This window comes from Pseudoclavibacter sp. VKM Ac-2888, from assembly GCF_015351285.1.
Lineage (GTDB): Bacteria > Actinomycetota > Actinomycetes > Actinomycetales > Microbacteriaceae > Pseudoclavibacter.
In genome coordinates this window covers 2,257,573-2,275,204 of the sequence record NZ_JADKSM010000001.1, presented here as the reverse complement: position 1 = coordinate 2,275,204, position 17,632 = coordinate 2,257,573, and the positions used below count along the sequence as shown (strand labels likewise).

Sequence of the window (17,632 nt, the reverse complement as noted above, 5' to 3'; positions counted from 1 at the left end):
CCACAGAAGCTGCCAGCCAGAGCACCAAGGGCGCGGCGGAGCAGGGGGTCCTCCCCTCTCGCCGGAGCAGGGATGAACCTGCTCTACGTGCCGGCCCTCCTGCTGTTCGCCGTCTTCACCATCTACCCGCTCGTGACGGGCGCCGCCATCTCCTTCACGAACTGGAACGGGTACAGCGCCGACCGCAGCGACGTCGGCTTCGCGAACTACACTCGCCTCTTCCAGGACGAGACGTTCCGGCTCGTGCTCATCAACACGTTCATCTACGGCTTCGGGTCGACCATCATCCAGCAGGCCCTCGGGCTCGGGCTCGCGCTCGCCCTCGACCAGAAGGTGCGCGGCCGCAACCTGGCCAGGGCGATCATCTACCTGCCGGTGCTCGTCTCGCCCGTGGTCATGGGCACCATGTACTACCTGCTCTTCCAGTACAACAACGGCGCCTTCAACGACATCGTCGTCGGGCTCGGCGGCGAGCGCGTCGCCTGGCTCAGCGACTCGGGCGCCGCGATCGCCATCATCGTGCTCGTCAACTCGCTGCAGTTCGTGGGCGTCTCCATGATCATCTACCTCGCCGGGCTGCAATCGATCCCCACCGAGCTCTACGAGGCATCCACCCTCGACGGTGCCGGGTACTGGAAGCAGTTCTGGCACATCACGCTGCCCCTCCTGCAGCCGGCGTTCGCGACGAGCATCGTGCTCAACCTCATCGGCGGGCTGAAGCTCTTCGACGTCATCGTCGTGCTCACCGGCGGAGGCCCCGGCTACTCGACCAACTCGGTCTCGACGCTCATCGGCGTCGCCTACTTCGACAACCAGAGCGCCGGCTACGCCTCGGGGATGGGCATCGTGCTGTTCCTCGTGATCGTGCTCTTCACCCTCGGGCTCAACACCCTGCTCAACCGACGACGACTGGACCGCGCATGACTGCAACGACCGTGACCGAATCGAAGGTGGAGCATCCAGCCCCACCGACCAAGCCGCCTCGCAGCGCCGGGCGTGCGCGCAGCACCGGCCGCCCGAAGCGAACGAGCCGAGCCACGGGGACGGCCCTGGGGCTCGGCGCCGTCCTCATCGTCGCCTCCGTCGTGCAGCTGCTCCCGTTCTTCATCGCCGTCACCACGGCCTTCAAGGAGCGCACCGACCGCTCCTCCCAATGGCTGTTCCCGACGACGGACATCTTCTTCGGCAACTTCGCCATCGCCGTCGAGAGCGGCAACATCCTGCGGGCCATCGGCAACAGCGTCATCGTCACCGGAGTCTCGACGGTGCTCGTGTGCGTGCTGGGAGCACTGGCCGCGTATCCGCTCGCCCGACGCGCCTCGACGCTCAACAGCATCGTCTCGTTCGGCATCCTCGGCCTGATCATGGTGCCGCCGCTGTCGATCCTCGTTCCGCTCTACACGCTGCTCAACCAGATGGGAGCGCTCAACACGTACTGGGGCGCGATCCTCGTCATGGTCACCCACCAGCTGCCGCTGAGCATCTTCCTCTACACGGCGTTCATGAGGTCGCTGCCGCAGTCGGTGGAGGAGGCGGCCACCATCGACGGCGCGAACCGACTGCAGATCCTCTTCCTCGTCGTGTTCCCCATGCTCAAGCCGGTCACCGCGACCGTCGTCATCCTCACCGGCGTCGCCGTGTGGAACGAGTTCGCGATCTCCGGGTACATCCTCACCTCGCCCGAGATGCAGACCATCGCGCCCGCGATCGCCTCGTTCTTCTCGGTGCAGAGCAGCAACCTCCCGGCCGCCGCGGCGGCGTCGCTGCTCGCCGTCCTGCCCGTGTTCGTGGCCTACCTCTTCCTGCAGAAGTACTTCATCAAGGGCATGGTCGCCGGCTCCGAGAAGTAGCCGGCGTCCCATCCCGGGGCCGGCTCTAGAAGATCATCGGGCGGTCGTCGTCGAGGGAGGTCTCGAGGTCGAGCTCCACGACGACGGGCACGTGGTCGCTCGGGCCGTCGCCCTTGCGCTCGTCGCGCTCGATGGATGCATCCACGACGAGGTCGTCGAACTCGGTGTTCCCGAGGATGAAGTCGATGCGCATGCCCTCGTTGCGGGGGAAGCGGAGCTGCTTGTAGTCCCAGTACGTGTAGCCCTCGACGCCACGCGAGCGGACGGTGTCGACGAAGCCGGCCTCGAGGAATGCCTCGAACGCGGCACGCTCGGGGGCCGAGATGTGCGTCGAGTCGACGAAGGCGGCGAGGTCCCACACGTCGATGTCGAGGGGCGCGATGTTGAAGTCGCCCATGAGGGCCAGCGGGGTGTCAGGATGCGCCTGCCGCCACGTGGTCATGTCCGCGAGCAGCGCCTTCAGCCAGGCGAGCTTGTAGGTGTAGTGCTCGTGCGTGAGCTCGCGCCCGTTCGGCACGTAGAGCGACCAGAGGCGGAGGTCCTCGACGGTGACGCCGAGCGCGCGGGCCTCGAGGGGGAGCGTGCCCTCCGGGGTCGTCTTGCCGAAGCCGGGCATGTCGGCGAACGTGATCTCAGGGTCGCTCATGGGGAGGCGGCTCGCGAAGGCCACGCCGTTCCACTGGTTGAGGCCGTGGATCTCGAGCTCGTAGCCGGCCTCCTCGAACACCTCGCGAGGGAACTGCTCTGGCTTGCACTTGATCTCCTGCATCGCGAGCACGTCGATGTCGGCCCGCACCATCCAGTCGATGACTCGGCCCGAGCGGGCCCGGATGGAGTTGACGTTCCAGGTGGCGATGCGCATGCGGTCAAGGCTATCGCCCAGGTATCGGGGTTGACGCAAACCAGTTTGTAACGCAAACTACTTTGCATGGAGACCAACGGAAGCTCGACCCCCGCAGGTATCACCCCGTCGCAGGACGACGAGGCAGCCCTTGCCCCGAGCGAGATGCTGGCCCTCATGCGCGAGCAGCAGCGCACCACGCGCACCCGCCTCGACCGGGCGCTCTACATCCTGCTCGCCACCTGGGCCCTCGCCTGGCTCGTCGGATTCCTCGCCCTCTGGAGCGCCGAGGACGGGGGCGGCAACCCGGTGCTGCGCATCCCGACCACGACGGCATTCGTCGTCTTCGGGGTGCTCATGGTCATCGGCGTCATCGTCTCGGCGGTCTCCGGCATCTCCATGGGCCGCGGGATGCGCGGCCGCAGCAACACCGCGGGCATGCTCTACGGCTTCTCCTGGTCGATCTCGATGATGGGCGCCTGGTTCTTCGCGGCGTCGCTCCTGCGCCAGGTGAACGATCCCCTGCTCGCGCCGCTCCTCATGCCCGGCATCTTCGCCCTCACGATCGGCGTCCTCTACATGGCGGGCGCCGCCATGTCCCGGTCGAAGGCGCAGTTCGCCCTCGGCGCCGCAGTCGTCGCCCTCGTGGTCGTCGCGACGGCGCTCGGCGCCCCCACGCACTACCTCGTCTACGGCACCGTCGGTCCGCTCATCTTCATCACGTTCATCGTGCTGCTGCGCACGGGCGTCATCTCGAGCGAGCCGACGCTGCGAGACGAGGTGGCCGCATGAGCGACACGAGCATCGACCTCGACCCGATCATCCACGCCCCTGCCCGGCTGCGCATCATGACGACCCTCGCCGAGAGCCTCGACGACGGCGACGAGATGACCTTCTCGAAGCTCCGCAGCCTCCTCGACATGACCGCCGGGAACCTCACGACGCACCTCTCGAAGCTCGAGGACGCCGGCTACGTCGTCATCGACAAGGCCTTCGCCGGCCGCAAGCCCATCACGTATCTGACCATCAGCCCCGCCGGACGCGCAGCGTTTCGCAGCTACCGGACGGCGCTCCTGAAGCTCCTCGGAGGATGACATGGACGCACAGCCCACCCGCGAACAGCGCGCCACCACGCCGGCACGATCCATCGTCGAGGTCACCGACGTCGTGAAGCGCTTCGGCCAGCACGCGGCCCTCGACGGCGTCACCCTCGACGTCCGGGCGGGGGAGTGCGTGGGTCTCCTCGGCCCGAACGGCGCGGGCAAGACGACGCTGCTGTCGCTCCTGCTCGGCCTCCGCTCGCCCACGACCGGCACGGTCCGTCTCTTCGACGGCGACCCGCTCGACGTGCGCACCCGCACCCGCGTCGGCTCGACACCGCAGGCGAGCGCGCTGCCGGAGGCCCTCAAGGTCGGGGAGGTGCTGGACTACGTCGCTGCGCACTTCCCGAGACCCGCGGCGAGGGGAGGGCTGGTGGATGCGTTCGACCTCGGCCCCCTGCTCGGCAAGCAGTGCGGCTCGCTCTCTGGCGGGCAGCAGCGTCGGCTCGCCGTGGCCCTCGCCTTCGTCGGCGACCCCGAGCTCGTGCTCCTCGACGAGCCGACCACGGGCCTCGACGTCGATGCGAGGCGCAGTCTCTGGGATGCCCTCCGTGCCAAGCACCGCAGCGGTTGCGCGGTCATCGTCACGAGCCACCACCTCGAGGAGATCGAGCAGCTCGCCGAGCGAGTCGTCGTCATCGACCACGGCAGCGTCATCACCGACGGCAGCCTCGCCTCGGTCGTCGGCAGCGTCTCTCGGCGGCGCGTCACGATGCGCGGTGTGGACGTCGCGCGCATCCAGGCCATCGACGCCGACGCCCTCACCGAAGTTGTCGAGGGTTCGGTGTCCGGCGGGCGGACAGCGGATGCGGGGCTCGTGACGGCACTCGTCCGCGACTCGGACGCGTTCATCCGCTCGCTCGTCGCATCCGGTGCCCCCTTCACGGACCTGACGGTTCGCGGAGCCACGCTCGAGGAGGCGTTCCTCGCCATGACGCAGAACGCCCAGAACAGGAGCTGAGGACCATGTCCACTGCAGGACTCATCGCCACGCACGTCAAGTACTCGCTCATCGAGACCGCGCGCGTGCCCATCGCCGTGATCGGCTCGCTCGTCTTCCCGACGCTCGCGTTCTGCTTCTTCGTGCTGCCGCAGAGCGCCATCGTCGACGACCCGGCGTTCGCGACGCAGGCCACCGCGTCCATGATCGTCTTCGCATTCATGACGAACGGCCTCTTCAGCCTCGGCCTCGACCTGGCGGAGCAGCGGTCGAAGCCGTGGGTGCCCTACCTGCGCACGCTGCCCGGCAAGCCGTCGGCGCGCATCGCGGGTCTCGTGATCAGCACGCTGGTCATGGCCACGCTGGCCATCATCCCCCTGCTCGTCGTCGGCGGACTGTTCACGGCCGCCGACCCGACCCCGATGCGCGTGCTGCTCGGACTCGTCGCCGTCGTGCTCACCGCGGTTCCCTCCGCCCTCATCGGCGCGATCGTCGGCACGACGGCCGGCCCGAAGGCCGCCATCGCGATCACGCAGGTGCTCATGTTCCTGCTCGCGTTCGGCGGGGGCCTGTTCCTGCCGCCCTTCCTGTTCCCCGACTGGCTCGACTCGGCGTCGAAGGTGCTGCCCGTCCGCCAGGCCCGCGAGCTCGTCATCGCGACCGTCTCCGGCGGCGAGTTCCCCGTGTGGGCGCTGCTCGGCATCCTCGCCTGGACTGCGGTCCTCGGCTTCCTCGCCGTGTTCCTGTACAAGCGCGACGAGGGCCGCAAGTTCTCCTAGGGGGCCGTGGGGGAGGCCGCATGTGCACAGCGTTCTGCTGGGCAGCACCGCGTGCTGCGCCGAAGTCGGCCTAGTCCTGCGGCGTCAGCATTCCCGTCGATGACATGCCCGCCAGGACGTGGAGTTCCCAAGCTCGGAGCAGCTCGCGTGTCTGCCCGTGGGCCAGAGCCGCCTCCAGCAGGTCATACAACTCCTCGTGAGACCGGAGGAACTCGGGAGTCCCAAGACCGGACGGGTGCGGCGTCACGCTCAGCGCGAGTCGGATCTGGTCGCGCAAAGCCCCGTAGCGACTCGACAGCCGCGGCAGCCCGGCCAGGGCGACGACGCCGGCGTGGAAATCAGTGTCGGCTGCGACGAACTCCTCGGAGCTTTCCGCCGTGCGCATCTCGTCGATGTGCACGCGGAGCGAATCAACCGGGGTGCGGTTCTGCACGATGAGTCGCACGGCGAGGAGTTCGTCGGCAACCCTCAGCGCGGCCAGCTCCGGGAGGTCGGAGCGGTCGATCGAGAGCACGCGATATGCGCGATGGGTCGCCTTCTCCACCAGTCCGACTTGCTCGAGCAGCCGCAGCGCTTCGCGCACAGGCGAACGGCTGACCCCCATGCGTTCGGCGATCACCGAGTCCGGCAGCGTGTCGCCCGGCCGGAGCGTGCCGTTCAGGATCTGCTCCCTAATCTGCATCTGAGCCTCATCGGTCAGCGACATGGGTCTGATCTTCTGGAAGTCGCTGCGTGAGGCCATGTTCTTAGAGTACAGGCGACTTGCGATTGTCGACAGTACGCAATACTCTGACCTCAACCGAGCAAAGGAGCTCTAGTGTCCAACCAAGATGTCGTGGCGTCCCCAACATCGCCGGCAGACGGACTTACCCGAGCGCGATCATTTCGCGCCATCGCCGCAGCGACGGCAGGCACATTCATCGAGTGGTACGAGTACGGCCTGTACACCTACGTCGCGGGCCTGGTCATCGCGCCCCTCTTCTTCCCCGAAGGGGCGGGTTCCGTCGCGGTGCTGGCAACCTTCGCAACGTTCGCGGTCGGTTTCGCTGCCCGCCCGGTCGGCGGCATCGTCCTCGGCGCCGCTGGCGACCGATGGGGCAGGCGCCCGGTTCTGATCTTCTCGATCATCCTGATGGGAGTCGCAACGACAAGCATCGGTCTCCTCCCGCCGTTCGCCGCGATCGGCATCTGGGCACCAGCGCTCCTGGTCCTGTTCCGCCTCATGCAGGGATTCGGAGCAGGAGCCGAACTGGCCTCGGCGATGATCTACGTCAACGAATCCACTCAGCAGAAGGCCAAGGGCTATCACTCCTCCTTCCTGCTGGTCGGATCCATGATGGGCGCGATCCTCTCGCTCGTGCTCTTCACGGGACTCAGCGCCGCGCTGACCTCCGAAGCGTTCCTCGAGTGGGGATGGCGTGTGCCCTTCCTGCTCGGGGCCGTGCTCACGGTGATCGGTCTCCTCCTGCGCCGAAAGGTCGGTGAATCGCCCGAGTTCGAGCGAGTCCAGCGTGAGCGTGACGCCGGCCGGGCCCCGATGGCGCGCAGGAATCCGCTCGCGGCGATGGGGGACGCGTTCAAGGCGAGCCCGAGAAACTTCATTGCCGGTTTCCTCCTGCCATCAGGGCTGAACGTCACCGGCTTCGTCGCGCAGGCATTCGGCATCAGCTACCTCTCGGGTCAGATCGGGCTCAGCGCCGATGAGACCCTGCTCACGATCTTCGTGATGATGGGAGTCGGCGTTCTGGTCCTGCCACTCTGGGGGCGGTTGACCGACAAGCTGGGCGCCAAGCTCGTCCTGTACGCGGGAGCGATCGGCGGCATCATCCTCGCGTTCCCGTACTTCATGGCGCTCCAGACGGGAAACCTCCCGCTCATCGTGGTCGCGAGCGTCCTCATCTGGGCTGTCGGCTGGGCCGCTGGGAATGCCGCCCAGCTGATCATCCTCCCGGCCATCTTCCGCACGGAATATCGATCATCAGGTCTCACCTCCTCGCGTGAGCTGCAGGGGGCGCTGGTCGCCGGTCCTACTCCGCTGATAGCGACGGCTCTCGTCCTCGCACTCGGCGGTGCGCCGTGGCTCGTCGCCGCCATGATCGTGCTCGCTCAGACGATGACGATCGTCGGAATGCTCATCGCCCGCCCGACTCTCACCGCTGAGGAAGTGGAATCAGCATCTGCCCATCGCGGGCTCGGAGTGAAGTCCTCCGCATGATCCTCGACGTCTCACCGATGCACCGCACTCCGCGCTGCACACATCCCACCAGCACCACCAGAAAGAAATGAGCAGCAATGCCGCAGTACGACCTCCGGTCCCGTGTGCGAGACGCACCCGTGATCGGCACCACGATCCTCACCGGTTCCCCCACGCTCGTCGAAGCCCTCGCCGCGACCCCCTTCGAAGTGCTCTGCATGGACCTCGAGCACTCCGCCACGACGATCGAGCAGCTCGAGCAGCTCGTCCGTGCTGCTGACGTGCACAGGACTCCCGCGCTCGTGCGGGTGCCCGAAGTCGGTCACTACATCTCCCGCGTGCTCGACGCAGGCGCCGCCGGCATCATCGTTCCCCGTATCGAGACGGCGGCTCAGGCAGCTGAAGTCGTCGAACGAGCTCGATACGCCCCGGAGGGGAAGCGAGGAAGCGGTCCTGGCCGTGGTGCTGCCTATGGAGCCAGCCTCGCATCCCCGGACTACTCCGCCGTGACCAACGCCAGCGTCCTCGTCGCGATCCAGATCGAATCCGCGGAAGGTGTCGAAGCGGCCGATGAGATCCTTGCCACTCCTGGCCTCGACGCGGTCATCATCGGCCCGGGCGATCTCGCCCTCTCCCTCGGCGTTCGCATGGGATCGGACGAGCACTGGGCAGCCATCGATCGCGTGCTGAGCAGCGCTGCCGCCCACGGCGTCGGCACGGGCGCGTTCTGCTTCACGGTTCCGGATGCGCAGCGGTACCTCGCGAGCGGAGCACGGGTGATCCTGTCGGGTGGCGACCTGAACTGGGCCGTCAGCGGCGCGATGTCCGAGTGGCACGCTATCCAGAGCCTCTCGACCGAGGCAGAAACCGCAGGTACCCGCTGATGGCGTCCTACAAAGTGGTCCTGACCAACAGCGCTGTCCCGCTGGCCGAAGAAGCAGAGAAGGCCTTCCTCGGCATGGATGTCGAGTTCGTGACGGTGGATGCACCCACTGAAGACGAGCTGATCAGGGTTGCCGGGGACGCCGACGCGATCATCGCGTTGGCGGAGCCCCTGAGCCGCCGCGTGATCGACAGCCTCTCCCGCTGCCGATCCATCACGAGATTCGGTATCGGCCTGGATGGTGTCGATATCGATGCGGCAACCTCCAATGGGATGTGGGTCACCAACGTGCCGGACTCGAACTACCGCGAAGTGGCCGTTCACGCCATCACGCTCGCGCTCTCCGTCTCGCGGCGGATTGCCTCGCTCGACCAGGCGATGCACCGAGACGGGACGGCGTCGCTCGCTCTCGCGGCCGGAACCAGGCGACCGGATGACCAGACCTTCGGGCTGCTCGGGATTGGACGGATTGGCCGACGCGTGGCCAGCATGGCCTCGGCGATCGGATATCACGTCCAGGCCTACGATCCGGGTGTCTCGGCCGACGACATCCGAGCGCTCGGATTCGTTCCCGTGAGCTTCGACGAGCTGGTGGAGACGTCGGACATCCTCTCGCTGCACGTCCCCCTCCTCGAGTCCACGCGAAACATCATCAGCAGTGCCGTCATTGATCGCATGCCCGCCGGCGCAGCACTCATCAACGTCTCGCGAGGCGGCCTGGTCGATGAGGGCGCGCTTGCTGCTGCGATCCGTTCCGGGCGCCTCGCCGGGGCAGGGATCGACGCTCGTGAGGGCGAACCGGCTCCCATGTCGGTAACCAATCCGCTGCGTGGCCTGGAGCGCGTGGTCCTCACCCCGCATTCTGCTCACTACAGCGTGGAGTCGCTCGCCGAGACGAAGTCCAAGGCGCTCGACGACGTTGCGAGGGCGCTGCGCGGTGAAAGCCCGATCTATGCCGTGAACGATCCTCTGTCACTGCGCATCGGCTGACCAGCCTCGGCGCTGAGGTGCATTGGGCAGGGAAGGCGTCGTCGGCTCAGCGGCGCCCTCCCTGCTGGCGTGGCCATCGACTGGTGGTGGCCGATGTCGGACGTCTCCGGGTCTCGATCCAGGTGGATGGCCCTATATTTGCGATCGTTCCCAGCGCCCGTCGACGGAGCCTTTGGCCGCGCGTTGACCTCCACCGAGTCCGGCGGCACTGCCATCACTCTTCACGACAAGGCCGGACACATGACTCGACTCGAGACCGTTCACGAGATCGTCGGGCCCTGGTCGCTCGCCACCAGCAAGCGCTTCTGGGAGGGGTTCGCCCCCGGCAGGCTCGCGTCCCAGACGGAGACCGCGGGCATCCAGACCACTTTTCTCTGCGATACCGACTGGCAGCGAGTGGATGCCGTCATCACCCAGGACGGGCCATCCGTCCGTATCGTGGTGGAGGGCCCGGGTGATCTGGATGCCGCGACCGAGCAAGTCCGTCGGCTGCTGTCGATAGACATCGATGCGCGCGGCTGGCCCGATGTCGCGGCGCGCGATGAGGTCGTCGCGGAAGCGCAGGCTCGGCTCCCCGGGTTCAGGCCGTGCGGTTTCTTCTCGCCATACGAGGCGGCCGTGTGGTCGGTGCTGTCGCAACGGCTGCAGATGCGCCAGGCGGTGGCGATCAAGACGCGGCTCACGCTGCAGCTCGGCGACGACGGAGCCTTTCCGTCTCCGGCCACGCTGCGGGCGGCGTCACTCACCCTGCCCGGGCGCAAGGCGGAGTACCTGCACGCGATCGCCGAGGCCGCGCTCGACGGCCAGCTCTCCGGCACCTACCTGCGCTCGTTGCAGTCGTCCGAGGCGTTCATCCAGGTGCAGAGCATCCTGGGGATGGGGCCGTTCTCGGCCGAGCTCGTCGTGATTCGCGGCGCGAACTTCCCCGATGTCCTGCCGCGCAACGAGGGTCGACTGAGCGAGGAGGTCATGAAGCGCTACGGCCCCGACCGCTCGATCGACGAGATCGCCGAGGCGTGGAAGCCGTTCCGCTCGTGGGCAGGGGTGCACTTGCGCGCGCTGCGGGCGCTCGACGAGTAGACGATCGTCACGATCGCGTCGCCGCAGGCGCGGGCCGAACTCAGGATGAGTGACGGCCAGCGGCAGTGAGCCGCTAGCGCCTGCGCGCTGGCGATGCTGCGTCGAGAACGGTGTCGAACGCGTCGGGATCATCCAGCGCGCGGGCGAGGACGATGCCGCCCTGAATGGCAGCGACCAGTTGGAGCGCGTGCGAGCGGGGCTCCGGCGACCCCGCGGCGGCCAGGGCGGCAGTGAGCGAGTCGACCCATTCGGTGAAGTAGCCGCGCACGGCCTCATCGAATTGGTCGCGCTCGCGGCCGGTGGCGAATGCGCCGGGGAGGCACGCGCGCCGACCGGAGCGGAAGTAGGCCCGTACCTCGTCGATCATGGCGTGGATGCCCTGTCGCGCCTCCTCCGCGTTGGTGCTGGTGGCGCGCAGCGGTGTGAAGATGCGCTCGTCGAACCATGCCTGGATATCGGCGAGGACTGCCGCCGCCATCTCTTCCTTGCCACCGGGAAAGAAGTGGTACAGGCTCCCGCGGCCGAGGCTGGTCGCGTCCTGGAGGATGGCCATGCTGGCCCCCTCGTATCCGTGCTCGCGGAATGCCTCCGTCAGGAGGGGGATCACGGCTTCGCGAGTCGTCGACGGCTTGGCCATGACGCTCAGATGCCCAACTCGGTCAGCCCCGGGTGATCGCTCGGTCGCGGGCCGAGGGGCCAGTGGAAGAGCCGGTCGGCCTCGTCGATCGGAACGTCGTTGATCGCCGCGAGTCGACGACGCATCAGGCCGTGCTCATCGAACTCCCAATTCTCGTTGCCGAACGAGCGGAACCACTGCCCAGCTGTGTTGTGGGACTCGTAGACGAAGCGGACAGCGATGTGGTTCCCTTCGTAGGCCCAGACCTCCTTGATGAGCCGGTAGTCGAGCTCCCGGCTCCACTTCTCTGTCAGCAGCGCCACGATCTCGGCGCGCCCGTTCACGAACCGATCACGGTTCCGCCAGGCGCTCTCGACGGTGTAGGCCAGGGAGACCCGCTCGGGATCACGCGTGTTCCAAGCATCTTCGGCCGCTCGCGCTTTGCGTGCAGCGGTCTCTGCTGTGAACGGGGGAAGGGGTGGACGCTCGTCCATGAAAGCTCCTCGATGTCACCACCGGTTCTTTACCGATTGGTACAGAGGCTACGCTGTATCGATCGGTAAAGCCAGGATGCGGGATGGGTTGCTTGGTAGACTTGGAGCCCACTGAGCGAGAGGCTCGAGATGGCCGTCGAATTCGACATCCAGAAGCGTTGGCCGGAGCTCTTCGCCCCGCTGAGCGCACAGCAGCGCAAGATCGTCGTGAACGCGCTCGCCTCCAGCTGGCACGAGGGCTGGGTGCCGAATCGCGAAGACGTCGAGAACCTGACTGACCTGCTGCGCGGAGCGATCGACAAGGCCGAGTACGACCGTCGAGTCGCCGGTGCGATCGAGCGCAGGCACGCGCACGCTGCCGCGAGCTGATGGCGGCCGACTGCGCCGCCTGGGATTCGTACCTCTGGGAGCCGGGCGGTTCCGTGCTGCGCAACCTCTTCGGGCTGCGGGACAAGGCCGATCTGGCGAGGGCGGAGTTCGCCGAGGCGAATGCGCAGCAGGCGCTCGTCGAAGAGGGTCTGCTGTCGATCCCGAAGACATACGACGCTGCACACGTGAAAGCGCTCCACAGGCAGCTCTTCGGGAACATCTACGAGTGGGCAGGGGAGTACCGCACGGTGCCCATCTACAAAGACCAGTTCGGGTTCGCGGAGCTCGACGACATCCCCAGATACCTCGAGGACGCCGGCCGGATCATCGACGAGCTCGACTGGTCGGAGCTCGACATCGACCAGTTCGCGGCCGCGGCTGCCGAGGTGTTCGCGTACGTCAACCATGCGCATCCGTTCCGTGAAGGCAACGGGCGCGCATCGAAGCTCTTCATGCAGCACGTCTCGGAGCTGAGTCGCTTCGAGATCGACTACGACCCCGCAACGTCAGGTGTCACGGCTGCCATGTGGAACGAGGGATCACGATTCTCCGGTCCCGATCGCTTCTCCTACGAGCCGGTGCCCGACTCGCTCGTGCCAGTATTCCGCGCGCTCGCCGCTGAGCGGTGAGGGCCGGCGTCGAGGCCGGACCCGCGCCCGCGGTCAGCGCACGAGCGACCGCAGGCGCCGCAGCGCGACCGACAGCGTGGCGAGACCCGTGTCGTCGCCAGCGTGCACCGCATCCGCAGCCTCGTCGAGCGCGCGGGTGGCGCTGGGGCCGAGCTGGCTGATCCACGCGTCGATGCGCGCGGTGTGCTCGGCCGGCGCGGTCTGCGTCATAACGGAGGCGGCGAGCTCGATCATGACCGCGTACAGGTCGTCACGCATGGCGGCGCGCGCCATCGACCCCCAGCGGTCGTCCTGCGGCAGTGCCGTCGCCCGCACGAGCATGTCGTCGAAGCTGACGCGCGCCGACAGCACGTAGTAGAGGCCGACGAACTCCTCGAGGTCCCAGCCGTGCTGGTCCGCGCGTTCGATGATGTCGAGCAGCGGCATGAGCTCGAGGAGGCCGGCCCCGCGCAGCGCAAGCGCACGCGGGACGGCGGCATCTTCGAACTCCTGCACGCGGGCGTCGAAGCGCTCGCGTTCCTCGCCCTGCTGCAGCTCGCCCATCCGGCTGGCAAACTGCGCGACCGGGCCGCTGAACCGTTCGATCTCCGCACCGACGTCGATGCTGTCGGGCCGGTGCTGCACGATCCAGCGAGTCGCCCGGTCGAGGAGTCGACGGAAGCCGAGGTACAGCTCGGTCTGGATGGACGCCGGCACGAGGTTGTCGGTGGCCTCGATCTCGACGACGAAGCCGCGCAGGTCGAAGATCTCCCGGGCGGCGACGTAGGCGCGCGCGATCTCCTCGCTCGTTGCGCCCGTCTCATCCTGGGCGCGGTAGGCGAAGGTGATGCCACCGCGGTTGACCATCGAGTTCACGACGGAGTTCACGATGATCTCCTGGCGCAGCGGATGCGCGTGCAGGTCGTCCGCGTACCGCTCGCGCACCTCGGCCGGGAAGTACTCGGCGAGGGTGTTCGCGAACCACGGGTCCTCGGCGAGGTCGGTCTCGGCGAGGTCGCTCTTGAGCGCGAGCTTCGCGTAGGCGACGAGCACCGAGAACTCGGGCCTCGTGAGGCCGCGTCCCTCGTCGATGCGGCGCCTGATCTCGGCGTTGCTCGGCAGGAACTCGAGGTCGCGGTCGAGCTCGTCGCGTTCCTCCAGCCACGTGATGAGCCGCTTGTGGGAAGGCAGCATCTTGGCGGCGTTCGAGCGCGAGTTGCCGAGGAGCACGTTCTGCTCGTAGTTGTCGCGCAGCACCTGCGTACCGACCTCGTCGGTCATGGCGCGCAGTACCTCGTTGCGGGCGTCGCGGTCGAGGCGGCCGTCGCGTTCCACGGCGCCGAGGAGGATCTTGATGTTGACCTCGCGGTCGGAGGTGCCGACGCCAGCGGAGTTGTCGATCGCGTCGGTGTTGAGGCTCACCCCGGCGAGGGCCGCCTCGATGCGACCGCGCTGGCTCACGCCGAGGTTGCCGCCCTCGCCGACGACGCGCAGCCGGAGCTGATGGCCGTCGACGCGGACCGCGTCGTTGCCGCGGTCGCCGATCTCCGCGTTCGTCTCGTCACTGGCCTTGATGTAGGTGCCGATGGCGCCGTTCCAGAGGAGGTCGACGGGGGCGAGCAGTACGGCCTTCTTCAGCTCGAGCGGGGTCAGGCGCTGCGCGTCGGCGTCGAGGCCGAGCGCTTCCCGCATCTGCGGCGTCACCGGAATCGACTTCTGGGAGAGCGGGAAGACGCCGCCGCCTTCCGAGATGACGCTGCGGTCGAAGTCGTCCCACGAGGAGCCGGGGAGGTCGAAGAGCCGCTGACGCTCCACGAACGTGGCCGCCGCATCCGGGGTCGGATCGACGAACACGTGCCGGTGGTCGAACGCCGCGACGAGGCGGATGTGCTCCGAGCGCAGCATGCCGTTGCCGAACACGTCACCCGACATGTCGCCGACGCCCACGACCGTGAAGTCCTGCGTCTGCGTGTCGTGGCCCAGCTCCCGGAAGTGCCGCTTCACGGACTCCCACGCGCCGCGGGCGGTGATGCCCATGCCCTTGTGGTCGTAGCCGGCCGAGCCGCCAGACGCGAAGGCATCCGCGAGCCAGAAGCCGTACTCCTCGGAGATGCCGTTCGCGATGTCGGAGAACGAGGCCGTGCCCTTGTCGGCGGCGACGACAAGGTAGGAGTCGTCCCCGTCGTGGCGCACGACCCGTGGCGGCGGCACGATGTCGGTGCCGTCGCGGTTATCGGTGATGTCGAGGAGCCCGCGGATGAAGGTGCGGTAGGCGGATCGGCCGCCCTCGAGCCACGCGCCCCGGTCGCTCGGCGCGGGGAGCTGCTTCGCGAAGAAGCCGCCCTTCGATCCGGTCGGCACGATGACGGCGTTCTTCACCATCTGCGCCTTCACGAGGCCCAGTACCTCGGTGCGGAAGTCCTCGCGCCGGTCGCTCCAGCGCAGCCCGCCGCGGGCGACGCGGCCGAAGCGGAGGTGGACGCCCTCGACCTCTGGCGAGTAGACCCAGATCTCGGCCATGGGGTGGGGCTTCGGGAGGCCGGGCACGCGGGTGCAGTCGAGCTTCATCGACACCCACGACTTGGGCTCGCCCTGCGCATCCACCTGGTAGAAGTTGGTGCGCCAGGTGGCGTCGACGATGCCGATCATGGAGCTGAGGATGCGGTCGTAGTCGAGGCTGGCGACGTTGTCGAGGGCCTCCTGGAGCTGCTCGGCGAGCGCGGCGAGCGCCGCTTCTCGGTCGCCGGCGAAGTCCGGGTCGAACCTCGTCTCGAAGAGCCGCACGATATCGGCGGCGATGACGGGGTTGGCGATGAGGGCCTGCTCGATGTAGTCGACGGAGAACGTGGTGCCGACCTGCCGCAGGTACATGCTGATAGCGCGGAGGATCACGATCTGCCGCCAGCGCAGCCCGCCAAGGAGGACCAGCGAGTTGAGGCGGTCGCTCTCCGCGGCCCCCGACCAGACGGCGCTGAAGACCGACTCGAGCTCGGCACCCCATTCGGCGTCGTTCCAGACGGACGCGCTCGGCGCGGTGAGCCCGAAGTCGGAGATGTGCAGGTTGCGCCCGTCCGGCAGGGTAACGACGTACGGGTGCTCGTCGACGACGTCGACGCCCAGATCGGTGAGGGTGGGGAGCACCATCGTGAGCGGGTACACGTCGTGCGACGCGAACGTGAAGTAGCGCTTCCCGGGCTCGTCCTCTTCCGGTGCGTAGAGGTGCACGGCGAAGGTGGTGTCCTCGTCGAGCTGCTCGAGGAGGGCGATGTCCTTCACCGCGTCGCTCGGGGGGATGTTCTCCTTGTATCCCTCGGGGAAGGCCGAGCCGTAGGTGCTCAGGATCTCGGCTGCCCGCTCCTCATCGTGGTCGAGGTGGAGGGCGTCGACGAGCTCCTCATCCCAGCCGCGGATGGCGCGCTCGATGCGGGGCTGGATGTCCTGCTCGGAGACCTCTGGCAGGTGCACGCCCTTGGCGGCGCGCACGACGAAGTGGAGTTGGGCGAGCGGGGAGTCGCCGACCTTCGTCGCGTGATCGACCTGGCTCGCGTCGAAGGCGGTGCGGAGCTCCTGCTCGATGCGGAGGCGCACGGTTGTGTTGTAGCGGTCTCGCGGCAGGTAGATGAGTGCGGACGCGAACCGGCCGAACTCGTCGCGGCGCAGGAAGATGCGGTAGCGCCTGCGCTCTCGCAGCCGGCTGATCTCGGACGCGACGGCGTGGAGGTGCTCGGTGCTGTCCTGGAACAGCTCGTCTCGCGGGTACTGCTCGAGGATCTGCAGGAGGTCCTTGCCGGAGTGGGAGTTCGGCGCGTGGCCGGATGCGGCGAGCACGGATCGCACCTTGGCACCCACGATGGGCAGGGTGAGCACGGAGGCGGCGTAGGCGACGGACGTGAACATGCCGAGGAAGCGGAGCTCCCCGGTGACGTTGCCCGCTTCATCGAAGCTGCGGACACCGATGTAGTCGAGGTACACGTCGCGGTGCACGGTGGCGCGGGAGTTCGCCTTCGTGATGGTGAGGAGTCGCGGCTCGCGGGCGGTGCGCTGGGCCTCCGGGGTGAGATGGGTGGTCGCGGTGGACGGTCGGCGCAGGATGCCGAGCCCGGTGTGCGGCAGCGGGCGCAGCACCTCCTCGCCCCGCTCATCGGTCTCGAGCGAGTACTCGCGGTAGCCGAGGAACGTGAAGTTGTCTTCCGCGAGCCAGGTCAGGAACTCGACGGCGGAGGTGACCTCGCCGTCGTCGACGCTCGTGGGCGGCTCCGTGCGCAGGTCGGTGACGAGGTCGAGGCAGGCTCGGCGCATGGGCCGCCAGTCGGCGACAGCGGTGTGCACGTCGTCGAGCACGTGCTGCAGCCGGTCGGCGAGCTCGTCGCGGCCTTCCTCGGTGGGGATGCGGTCGACCTCGAGGTGGATCCACGATTCGAGGGTGCCGCCGTGGGCGTGCATCTCGAGCAGCTCGCCGTCGTCGTCGCGGCGAACCGAGACGACGGGATGCGCGAGCAGGTGCACGGCGAGGCCCTGGCGCGCGATCGCCGCAGTGACGGAGTCGACGAGGAACGGCGCATCCGCGGTGCAGATGTCGACGATCGTGCGCCGGGAGCTCCAGCCCTCTTCCTTGAGCGTCGGCGTGAACACGGCGATGAGGGTATCGCCCGTCTTGCGTCGTGTGGCGAGCCGGCGCATGGTCGCCGCGGCGCCCACGATGTCGCGTGGCTCGCGCGTGGCGATGTCGTCGGCATCGACGTCGTCGATGAGCCGTTCGAGTCCGGTCCGCAAGCTCGGCTCGATGTCGTCGAGCGCCTCGCGCAGTCCGGTGAACTCGGTTCCGTGGATCATGCTTCCCCCTTCGCAGGCGAGCCCCCATTGGCCCGCCGTCGCACCCCGTGCCTTG

Annotated in this window: 17 protein-coding genes; 12 read left to right on the top strand and 5 right to left on the bottom strand. The window is 67.8% G+C overall.

The features are described 5' to 3' along the window. The first annotated feature begins 72 nt into the window (after window positions 1-72). Window positions 73-924, top strand: coding sequence for a carbohydrate ABC transporter permease (locus ITJ61_RS10755; RefSeq protein ID WP_201297692.1), 852 nt, complete (start codon window positions 73-75; stop codon window positions 922-924). Next, window positions 921-1,850, top strand: coding sequence for a carbohydrate ABC transporter permease (locus ITJ61_RS10750; protein ID WP_104342394.1), 930 nt, complete (start codon window positions 921-923; stop codon window positions 1,848-1,850). The genes ITJ61_RS10755 and ITJ61_RS10750 overlap by 4 nt, the downstream gene beginning before the upstream one ends. Before the next feature lie 25 nt (window positions 1,851-1,875). On the opposite strand, the gene ITJ61_RS10745 is transcribed toward ITJ61_RS10750, so the two are convergent. Beyond that, entirely contained in the window at window positions 1,876-2,712 is an 837-nt protein-coding gene (locus tag ITJ61_RS10745) for an exodeoxyribonuclease III (RefSeq protein WP_104297979.1), read from the bottom strand. 66 nt (window positions 2,713-2,778) lie between these two features. Between ITJ61_RS10745 and ITJ61_RS10740 the strand changes: the two genes are divergently transcribed. Genes ITJ61_RS10740 through ITJ61_RS10725 form a run of 4 tightly spaced genes read left to right on the top strand, consistent with a single transcriptional unit; the run spans window position 2,779 to window position 5,510 of the window. Then, a complete protein-coding gene (locus ITJ61_RS10740) occupies window positions 2,779-3,483 on the top strand; it encodes a hypothetical protein (protein WP_194686157.1) in 705 nt (234 codons plus the stop codon). Continuing rightward, on the top strand, window positions 3,480-3,785 hold the full coding sequence (locus ITJ61_RS10735) for a winged helix-turn-helix domain-containing protein (protein ID WP_104239989.1): 306 nt from the start codon (window positions 3,480-3,482) through the stop codon (window positions 3,783-3,785). Before ITJ61_RS10740 ends, ITJ61_RS10735 begins: the two co-directional genes overlap by 4 nt. A gap of 1 nt (window position 3,786) precedes the next feature. Further along, window positions 3,787-4,752, top strand: a complete 966-nt coding sequence (locus ITJ61_RS10730) for an ABC transporter ATP-binding protein (protein ID WP_194686156.1) — start codon at window positions 3,787-3,789, stop codon at window positions 4,750-4,752. 5 nt (window positions 4,753-4,757) lie between these two features. Next, window positions 4,758-5,510, top strand: coding sequence for an ABC transporter permease (locus tag ITJ61_RS10725; RefSeq protein WP_194686155.1), 753 nt, complete (start codon window positions 4,758-4,760; stop codon window positions 5,508-5,510). A gap of 70 nt (window positions 5,511-5,580) precedes the next feature. Here the strand turns inward: ITJ61_RS10725 and ITJ61_RS10720 are convergent, their stop codons facing one another. Then, window positions 5,581-6,252 carry a GntR family transcriptional regulator gene (locus ITJ61_RS10720; protein ID WP_104342399.1) on the bottom strand — a complete coding sequence of 224 codons (672 nt, stop codon included), beginning with the start codon at window positions 6,250-6,252 and terminating at the stop codon, window positions 5,581-5,583. 75 nt (window positions 6,253-6,327) lie between these two features. Here ITJ61_RS10720 and ITJ61_RS10715 point away from each other — a divergent pair, with 75 nt between their 5' ends. From ITJ61_RS10715 to ITJ61_RS10700, 4 genes are all read left to right on the top strand, one after another. After that, the gene (locus ITJ61_RS10715) at window positions 6,328-7,725 is read left to right on the top strand and encodes an MFS transporter (protein WP_104305705.1); all 1,398 of its coding nucleotides are present in this window, start codon (window positions 6,328-6,330) and stop codon (window positions 7,723-7,725) included. A 77-nt stretch (window positions 7,726-7,802) separates the two neighbouring features. Next, window positions 7,803-8,588, top strand: a complete 786-nt coding sequence (locus ITJ61_RS10710) for an HpcH/HpaI aldolase family protein (RefSeq protein ID WP_104239994.1) — start codon at window positions 7,803-7,805, stop codon at window positions 8,586-8,588. Then, window positions 8,588-9,577 (top strand): C-terminal binding protein, encoded by a 990-nt coding sequence (locus ITJ61_RS10705; RefSeq protein ID WP_104239995.1) that lies wholly within the window; start codon window positions 8,588-8,590, stop codon window positions 9,575-9,577. The genes ITJ61_RS10710 and ITJ61_RS10705 overlap by 1 nt, the downstream gene beginning before the upstream one ends. A 240-nt stretch (window positions 9,578-9,817) precedes the next feature. Next, window positions 9,818-10,657 carry a DNA-3-methyladenine glycosylase family protein gene (locus ITJ61_RS10700; RefSeq protein WP_194686154.1) on the top strand — a complete coding sequence of 280 codons (840 nt, stop codon included), beginning with the start codon at window positions 9,818-9,820 and terminating at the stop codon, window positions 10,655-10,657. A gap of 73 nt (window positions 10,658-10,730) precedes the next feature. Here ITJ61_RS10700 and ITJ61_RS10695 read toward each other — a convergent pair whose 3' ends face one another. Next, window positions 10,731-11,294, bottom strand: coding sequence for a TetR/AcrR family transcriptional regulator (locus tag ITJ61_RS10695; RefSeq protein ID WP_104342400.1), 564 nt, complete (start codon window positions 11,292-11,294; stop codon window positions 10,731-10,733). A 5-nt stretch (window positions 11,295-11,299) separates the two neighbouring features. Next, window positions 11,300-11,767, bottom strand: a complete 468-nt coding sequence (locus ITJ61_RS10690; RefSeq protein WP_194686153.1) for a DUF1348 family protein — start codon at window positions 11,765-11,767, stop codon at window positions 11,300-11,302. Between the two features lie 129 nt (window positions 11,768-11,896). Here ITJ61_RS10690 and ITJ61_RS10685 point away from each other — a divergent pair, with 129 nt between their 5' ends. Together ITJ61_RS10685 and ITJ61_RS10680 are read left to right on the top strand one after the other, a co-directional pair. Then, window positions 11,897-12,136 carry a hypothetical protein gene (locus ITJ61_RS10685; RefSeq protein WP_194686152.1) on the top strand — a complete coding sequence of 80 codons (240 nt, stop codon included), beginning with the start codon at window positions 11,897-11,899 and terminating at the stop codon, window positions 12,134-12,136. Next, window positions 12,136-12,765 (top strand): Fic/DOC family protein, encoded by a 630-nt coding sequence (locus ITJ61_RS10680; protein WP_104240000.1) that lies wholly within the window; start codon window positions 12,136-12,138, stop codon window positions 12,763-12,765. Before ITJ61_RS10685 ends, ITJ61_RS10680 begins: the two co-directional genes overlap by 1 nt. Window positions 12,766-12,798: 33 nt before the next feature. Here the strand turns inward: ITJ61_RS10680 and ITJ61_RS10675 are convergent, their stop codons facing one another. Next, window positions 12,799-17,577 (bottom strand): NAD-glutamate dehydrogenase, encoded by a 4,779-nt coding sequence (locus ITJ61_RS10675; RefSeq protein ID WP_194686151.1) that lies wholly within the window; start codon window positions 17,575-17,577, stop codon window positions 12,799-12,801. Window positions 17,578-17,632 lie beyond the last annotated feature (55 nt).